The following is an 8,277-nucleotide window of genomic DNA, read 5'->3' as shown; positions in this document are numbered from 1 at the left end:
GCTGAAGGTAAGAACGACCTAAAAATCAACCTAACGGACAGCTACGGCCAAGAGCAAGAAATCAACATCAGCGCAAAAGCGGGTGACGATATCGAAGAGCTTGCGACTTACATTAACGGTCAAACTGACCTAGTGAAAGCCTCAGTAGACCAAGACGGTAAACTGCAAATCTTTGCTGGCAACAACAAAGTCGAAGGCGAAGTCGAGTTTTCAGGCGGCCTATCTGGTGAGCTAGGTTTGGGCGAAGGTAAAAAAGTAACGGTAGATACTATCGACGTAACCTCAGTTGGTGGCGCACAAGAATCTGTTGCTATCATCGATGCAGCACTGAAATACGTAGACAGCCACCGCGCAGAGCTGGGTGCATTCCAGAACCGTTTCAACCACGCAATCAGCAACTTGGACAACATTAACGAGAACGTGAATGCGTCGAAGAGCCGTATCAAAGATACTGACTTCGCGAAAGAAACGACGGCAATGACCAAGTCACAAATTCTATCGCAAGCGTCAAGCTCAATCCTTGCGCAAGCGAAACAAGCGCCAAACTCAGCGCTAAGTCTGCTAGGTTAATTTCAAACCTAAGACGAGAACCTCATTGGCTCGTGGTGAGAGATGAGCGAGTAAACCCAGCTTCGGCTGGGTTTTTTTCTGTCTTTTGGGGCCCCAGGATTTCTGCGAATCACGACATTAGAGCTTCATCACATTTCAGTAAGCCAAAGAAAATAATCGCAAAAAATTGAAAATTTCTTCTAAAGGATATTCATCGGTCGCCGTTAAAGGGACTGAGAGAAATGAGATGTACCTAAGTGAGGTGAGAGACACGACGGTACATTCACTAAAGCCTTAAGGAGATCAATTATGGCGATTAACGTTAATACTAACGTTTCTGCGATGACTGCACAGCGTTACCTAAACCAGGCAGCTGACGGTCAACAAAAATCAATGGAGCGTTTGTCTTCGGGTTACAAAATCAATAGCGCGAAAGACGATGCTGCAGGTCTACAGATTTCAAACCGTTTGAATGCACAAAGCCGTGGCCTAGATATGGCAGTGAAAAACGCAAACGACGGTATTTCTATTGCACAGGTTGCTGAAGGTGCAATGAATGAGTCTACCAACATCCTACAACGTATGCGTGATCTTTCGCTTCAATCGGCGAACGGCTCTAACTCAAAAGCAGAACGTGTAGCGATCCAAGAAGAAGTAACAGCGCTAAACGACGAGCTAAACCGTATTGCTGAAACTACCTCTTTCGGTGGTAACAAGCTTCTAAACGGTACTTACGGTACTCAATCTTTCCAAATCGGTGCGGACTCAGGTGAAGCAGTGATGCTTTCTATGGGTAACCTACGCTCAGACACTTCAGCAATGGGTGGTAAGAGCTACGCAGCAGAAGAGGGTAAAGACGCATCTTGGACTGTTGGTGAGAAAACAGAGTTCAAAATGAGCTACACCAACAAGCAGGGTGAAGAGAAAGAGCTATCAATCAGCGCTAAGCAAGGCGATGATATTGAACAGCTAGCGACATACATCAACGGTCAAAACGATGATGTAAAAGCCTCTGTTGGCGAAGATGGCAAACTACAAGTATTTGCTTCTTCTCAAAAAGTTGAAGGTGATGTTGAGTTTTCTGGCAACCTAGCAGACGAGATCGGCTTTGGTGGTCCGAAAGACGTAACAGTGAAAGACATCGACGTAACCACAGTAGCTGGCTCTCAAGAAGCAGTAGCGGTTATCGACGGCGCTCTTAAGTCCGTAGACAGCCAACGAGCTTCACTCGGTGCTTTCCAAAACCGCTTCAACCACGCAATCAGCAACCTAGACAACATTAACGAGAACGTTAACGCGTCTAAAAGCCGTATTAAAGATACTGATTACGCGAAGGAAACCACTGCGATGACTAAGTCGCAAATTCTTCAGCAAGCAAGTACTTCAATCCTGGCTCAAGCGAAGCAGTCTCCATCTGCAGCGCTAAGCTTGTTGGGCTAAGTGGTAAACCCAGCCTGAGGTCAACACCTTAGTGCTGGGGCACCAAAGCGATAGATTCTATCGTTAGCCCATAAGGTGGAAGGGAGATTGTAATGGATATATCCTCCTACGCATCGAACATCCAGCCTTACGGCACGCCAAATGGCACAAAGTTTGCAAATAAAAATGGCAATGATATAGGCACGTCTAGCCCAGCAAATTCAAATGGTGAGATTTCGCCGCAAAAAGCGAAAAACACCGAATACGACTTCTCTGTTCAAGCTGCGATCGAGATGGCTGAAAGCCGTCAAGAACTGAACAAAGAAGAACGTGAAAAATTGGTCGCACAAATGAATGAATTTGTAACGTCCATAAACAAAGGAGTCGCATTTCGAGTGGATGAAGAATCCGGACGAGATGTGGTGACGATTTATGAAGCCAATACCGGTGACGTGATTCGTCAAATTCCTGATGAAGAAATGCTAGTGGTATTGCGTCGCCTAGCTGAGCACACAGCCAACAGCGGGTTGTTGACTGAAAAAGTGTAAGTCGTTTTTAGAGGTGATTTGATGAGTTTAGGCCCTTTGGGGATGTCTGGCGGCATGGATATTAATTCCATGGTCAGCAAAATTGTGGATGCCGAACGCGTACCAAAGCAGCAACGCATCGACAACGAACGCACGACAATTAATGCCAGTATCAGTGCTTACGGACGACTCAGAGAATCATTGGATACGATGAAAAATCTCATGGCGAACTTTCGTCAGGAGAAAGCATTTGCCGTTCGCACCGTCGAAACGACCAATGACAATATCGTATCTGCCACGGCAACCACAGATGCTATCGCTGGCAAATATGCTATCGATGTGTTGCAGCTTGCTCAGAGCCATAAAGTCGCTTCTGACGTATTGCCAGAAGACGCAAAATTTGGCCCTGGTAAGCTGCAGATTTCGCTTGGTGATGAGCGTTTTAATATCGATGTTCGTTCCCGATCTAAGCTCATCGATGTCGTACGTGGCATCAATGGCGCTAAAGATAACCCTGGCGTTCGTGCATCTCTTATTAACGACGTCGAAGGTCCACGCCTTATCCTTGCTTCTAACCTCTCTGGTAAGGATCATCAAATCAGAGTCAGTGTGGAGGCAGAAAAAGGCAACCCTCTTAAATATTTCGAATACCAAACACTTGAAGACCGCGTCAACGCGCTTGAAGAAGCTCGTTCAGCGGCGGAAGATGTCTTAGGTCCTCTTAAATTTCCGGAACAACCAGCAGAAGAGCTGGATGCAAACGGCAATCCTCTACCTCCAGAAGAGCAAAAAGCGGCAGACGATGTACAAGATGATGCATCGCAAGCGCCAATCTCTGCGGCGGGTGCAGAAGCAGCCAAAGCTGGTCAAGAAGCCATTGATGAAGCCAACCGACGCGCGAGTTTACGCCCTGAAGACAGAATTCCAGGGTGGACAGAAACTGCGTCAGGTACTTTGTTGGACTCTTATGAAGAACCAGAGCTCGAACTCGACGAAAAGGCAATAGAGAAGGCACCAGATGTACCAGGCTGGAATAATGCCGCATCGGGCACCCTAACCGATTCTTACGTTACGACGAAAGAGGCTAAGCAGCTTCTTGAGCAAGAAAAAGCGGAAATCGAGCAAAAAATTGCGAGTGAAAAGCAAGCGTTAGACGAAAAAGTGGCACGTGGTGAACTTTCCGAAGCGCAAGCTAAGCAAATTCATCGCGCTAAACTTGATCCTCAAGAACGTGAGCGTCTGGAAAAAATTGATGAAGCAGAAGCGAAAATCGCAAAGGCACAATCTGCTTTTGAAGAATACCTTGGAATGACAGAAGTACAAGCAGGGCAAGATTCAGAAGTTCTGCTTGATGGAGTGGCAAAGCTATCTAGCCACAACAATGTGATTGAAGATGCGATCGAAGGTGTTGATTTAACGCTAAAAGGCAAATCAGAACCGAATAAACCGCCTGCTGAAATTGGTGTCGAGTACGACCGTCAAAGTGTACGCAACGATATCGAAAACTTTGTGGCAGCGTATAACTCGTTTTATCAAACCTCCCAAGCGTTGGCGAGTGTGGATCCGGTAACTGGCCAAAAAGGGCCGTTGTCAGGTGACAGCACCGTACGCAGTGCAGATTCACGATTAAAATCGGTCTTTTCTACTCGAATCGATAAAGCACCTGAAAACCTAAAGTCCTTAACAGAATTTGGCATTACGACCACACGTCAAGGCACCCTAGAAATCAACTATGACATGCTAGACCGCCAGTTGAACAATAACTTCAACGAGTTAGAAAAGTTCTTCGGTGGCAACACAGGTTTTGCTAAACGAGTAGAAGATGCGATTCACGGTATCACAGGTATTACAGGCAGTATTCGTACTCGAGAAAAAAGTCTCACAGAACAAAACTACCGTTTGAGTGACGATCAAGCGGCATTAGATCGCCGCATGGAAAGCCTAGAGAAGCGTACTCATGCGAAGTTTACCGCGATGCAAGATGCGACCGGTAAAATGCAAGGCCAGTTAGGCGCTTTGATGAGTGCGTTGGGTTAATAAATGCAAAAAGAACTCATGGAAATTAGTGATATAGATCAACTAATTACGCAAGAATTAGAAAAAATTGATTTTAATGCTGAAGAAATTCTTCGCTTGGTCGATATCAGGGAACGGTTATTGCAAAACCTGTTACCAATTATTCATCAAAATCCTTTGGTTAAGCAGGATGCAGAGTGGCAAGCATTGCTAACTCGTACCAAAAGAATTGTCGAGCTGATGCAATCGGAAACGTCAAAGGTCGGAAAAGAGCTCCATAAGTTTCGTTATGGCCAGCGTTCACTTCAGCAGTACAAAAAATTTATTTAAAAGAGGATTACTATGCGCGGTTCTTTGCAAGCATACAAAAAGGTATCAGTCGACAGCCAGCTTAGCGCGGCTTCTCCGCACAAAGTCATTCAAATGCTTATGGCTGGTGCGATTGAGCGCCTTATTCAAGGTAAAGCAGCCATGCAAGCAGGCAATATTCCAGCAAAAGGTGAGCGCTTAGGTAAAGCGTTAGACATCATTATCGCGCTACGCAGCTGTCTATCTATGGATGACGGTGGTGATATTGCTTCAAACTTAGATTCACTGTATGAGTTTATGATCACGCAAATTTCTGCTGCTAACCATCAAAATGAGCCTCAGCTGATCGACGACGTTATCGACATTATCCGTGAGATCAAGTCCGCTTGGGACCAAATCCCAACAGAGTTTCATAATCTTACCGCTGCTGAAGTTGGTATTTAATAGTCAAAACAATGCGTTAAGATACTAGACGAATATATTTGTCAATTGCGCAACGAGTTGTGTAGCAAAGTTTCTATCAAGCTCACACCTCTCCATTGCTTGGTTGCCTTATTTTTATATTCAAATAAAATAGAAGCCATTAGTAGCCCTAATGGCTTTTTTGTTGCTGATTTTCCTATTTTGTCTATCGTAAATTGAGTGTGGTGGTTCTGCCTTCTTTAGCACCCAATTGCGCAAATCAAGGTTTGGCCGCAACGCACCTAAAATAAAGGCAATCATTCTTACTTATGCATGGTTTGGCAAAGCTGCTTGTAATTGATGATGACGCATCAAGTCGTTTAAATTTAAGCAATATATTGGAATTTGTTGGAGAAAATTGCGAAGCGGTCAGTTCTGATCAGCTCAGCGATGTTGATTGGTCTAGCGTATGGTCGTGCTGTATTGTTGGTAATATTCCAGCAGGTCAAGCGGCGAGTACGGTTATCTCTCATTTAAACAGCGCTTACCACATCCCTCTTCTAGTCATGGGCCGTTTTCCTTTGCCTGTTGATGATCTTCCAAATTTTGTTGGTGAACTAGAGCTGCCGCTTAATTACCCACAGCTTAGTGAAGCGTTACGCCACTGCAAAGATTTTCTGGGGCGAAAAGGAGTGAATGTTGTTGCTAGTGCACGCAAAAACACGCTTTTTCGCAGCTTAGTTGGTCAAAGTAGAGGTATTCAAGAAGTTCGACACCTGATTGAGCAAGTATCAAACACGGAAGCAAACGTGTTGATCTTAGGTGAGTCCGGTACGGGTAAAGAAGTTGTTGCGCGTAACATCCACTATCACTCTTCATACCGCGATGGCGCATTTGTACCTATTAACTGTGGTGCAATACCGCCTGAGCTCCTAGAAAGCGAATTATTTGGTCACGAAAAAGGCGCGTTTACTGGTGCGTTAACTGCCCGTAAAGGTCGATTTGAGCTCGCAGATGGTGGCACTATCTTTCTTGATGAGATTGGCGATATGCCAATGTCGATGCAAGTAAAGTTGCTTCGTGTATTGCAAGAACGCTGCTTTGAACGTGTAGGTGGCAATAGTACCATCAAGGTAAATGTTCGAGTTGTGGCGGCGACACACCGTAATCTAGAAAATATGATTGAAGAAGGTACGTTCCGAGAAGACTTGTTCTATCGTCTGAACGTGTTTCCAATTGAGATGCCAGCGCTGAAAGAGCGCAAACAAGATATACCATTGCTGCTGCAAGAACTGATGACACGTTTAGAGGCGGAGGGCGGACAACCTATCTGTTTTACACCTCGTGCAATCAACTCACTGATGGAGCATAACTGGCCGGGCAACGTACGCGAGTTGGCTAATCTTGTTGAGCGAATGATTATTCTGTATCCAAATAGCTTAGTGGATGTAAACCATCTACCAACCAAATATCGCTACAGTGACATCCCAGAGTTCCAACCAGAGAGCAATCCATTTGTTTCGGTGGAAGAGCAAGAGCGTGATGTATTCCAAGATATCTTCTCTGAAGATTTTAGCTTTGAAGATCAAGACGACCTTGATCACAGCATGAACGCCCCGCAAGCGCTGCCACCGGAAGGGGTTAATTTGAAAGAGCTGCTGGCTGATTTAGAAGTTAATATGATCAGCCAAGCATTAGAAGCGCAGGGTGGCGTTGTAGCAAGAGCGGCCGATATGCTGGGTATGCGACGTACTACGCTGGTGGAAAAAATGCGTAAGTACAACTTACAGCGCTAGGTAAAGTGAAGTTTTAAGACGATATCTGAATTATCACTTGTGCTAGTTAACATCGTTTTTCTGGCATCCAAAACCGTTATCTCTGAGTGTCAACTTATTGTCGATAGCTTAACGTCCTGATAAATATAAAAAATAGCTTGGTACGCTAATTGCTTACCAAGCTATTTTAGTTTTAGCGGCGATATTTCGACAGGCAGTAATGGATAACAACACCAATCAATCCCATTTAGATTCCGTAGAGAATCAGGTTGAGCGCTACAAACAGGTGCTCGATGTGATGCCTGCTGGAGTGATTTTGCTCGATACGTACGGAGTAGTGCGTGAAGCAAATCCAGAAGCGCACCGAATTCTTGAGATTCCACTGGTTAACGAAAAATGGTTCAACGTTATCCAGGCGGTGTTTGACCCACGTGAAGATGATGGCCATGAAGTTTCATTACGTAATGGCCGTAAAGTTCGACTCGCCATCTCGGCGTCCACAACAGGTCAATTGATCCTGATTACCGATTTAACCGAAACCCGTTTACTTCAAGCTCGTGTCAGTGATTTACAGCGCTTGTCGTCGTTAGGACGTATGGTTGCGTCGCTTGCTCACCAAGTAAGAACGCCGCTGTCGAGCGCTATGTTATATGCATCCAATTTGGGAGCGCCAAATCTTCCTCCAGCGACAAAAGATCGCTTCCAAACCAAATTAATGGATCGACTGCACGATTTGGAAAAGCAGGTTAATGATATGCTGCTTTTTGCTAAAGGTGGTGATAATAAAGTCATTAAGCCATTCACGATTGCCCAGTTGGTAGCGGAATACCAGCCGATGGTCGAAACCGCGCTAAAAAACAACAGTATTGATTACTGCCTAGAAGTGGAAGAAGAACAAACTGAGCTACTAGGCAATGCGAACGCCATTGCATCCGCATTAAGTAATCTGGTCATGAATGCGATTCAAATGTCTGGTAAAGAATCGCAAGTCGATATTTTTTTCCGCCCGGTAAATGGTGAGTTACGCATTTCTGTGCAAGACAGCGGACCGGGTGTGCCCGAAGAACTGCAAGCCAAAATCATGGAGCCATTTTTTACCACACGTTCTCAAGGAACTGGATTAGGGTTGGCAGTTGTTCAAATGGTTTGCCGTGCCCATGACGGTCGATTGGAGCTTATTTCAGAGCAGGGTGATGGAGCCTGCTTCACCATGTGCATTCCGCTAGAGCGAGTGCAAACAGAAGCGCAATAAGCGGCTTTTGGTAATAACAATTTCTGGA

The 8,277-nt window shown here is 45.2% G+C and carries 8 protein-coding genes; all 8 read left to right on the top strand.

Going from position 1 to position 8,277, the window contains the following annotated elements:
• Positions 1-570: flagellin (locus R7E51_RS08435; protein ID WP_206958538.1), on the top strand; the 570-nt coding region annotated here is incomplete at its 5' end.
• 288 nt (positions 571-858) lie between these two features.
• Complete coding sequence (locus R7E51_RS08430) at positions 859-1,989, top strand: flagellin (RefSeq protein WP_005380449.1); 1,131 nt, start codon at positions 859-861, stop codon at positions 1,987-1,989.
• A gap of 92 nt (positions 1,990-2,081) precedes the next feature.
• Positions 2,082-2,516, top strand: a complete 435-nt coding sequence (gene flaG / locus R7E51_RS08425; RefSeq protein WP_005384493.1) for a flagellar protein FlaG — start codon at positions 2,082-2,084, stop codon at positions 2,514-2,516.
• A gap of 21 nt (positions 2,517-2,537) precedes the next feature.
• Positions 2,538-4,532 (top strand): flagellar filament capping protein FliD, encoded by a 1,995-nt coding sequence (gene fliD / locus R7E51_RS08420; RefSeq protein ID WP_047102855.1) that lies wholly within the window; start codon positions 2,538-2,540, stop codon positions 4,530-4,532.
• A gap of 3 nt (positions 4,533-4,535) precedes the next feature.
• On the top strand, positions 4,536-4,841 hold the full coding sequence (locus tag R7E51_RS08415) for a flagellar protein FliT (protein ID WP_005380456.1): 306 nt from the start codon (positions 4,536-4,538) through the stop codon (positions 4,839-4,841).
• A gap of 12 nt (positions 4,842-4,853) precedes the next feature.
• Complete coding sequence (gene fliS / locus R7E51_RS08410) at positions 4,854-5,264, top strand: flagellar export chaperone FliS (protein ID WP_005380457.1); 411 nt, start codon at positions 4,854-4,856, stop codon at positions 5,262-5,264.
• A gap of 287 nt (positions 5,265-5,551) precedes the next feature.
• Positions 5,552-7,018 (top strand): sigma-54 dependent transcriptional regulator, encoded by a 1,467-nt coding sequence (locus R7E51_RS08405; protein WP_005384490.1) that lies wholly within the window; start codon positions 5,552-5,554, stop codon positions 7,016-7,018.
• Between the two features lie 199 nt (positions 7,019-7,217).
• Positions 7,218-8,249, top strand: a complete 1,032-nt coding sequence (locus tag R7E51_RS08400) for a sensor histidine kinase (protein WP_005380459.1) — start codon at positions 7,218-7,220, stop codon at positions 8,247-8,249.
• Positions 8,250-8,277 lie beyond the last annotated feature (28 nt).

Origin of the sequence: Vibrio sp. Vb1166 (genome assembly GCF_033338695.1) — a bacterium.
Lineage (GTDB): Bacteria > Pseudomonadota > Gammaproteobacteria > Enterobacterales > Vibrionaceae > Vibrio > Vibrio alginolyticus.
The sequence above is the reverse complement of the archived record's forward strand: the minus strand, read 5'-3'. Positions and strand labels throughout refer to the sequence as shown.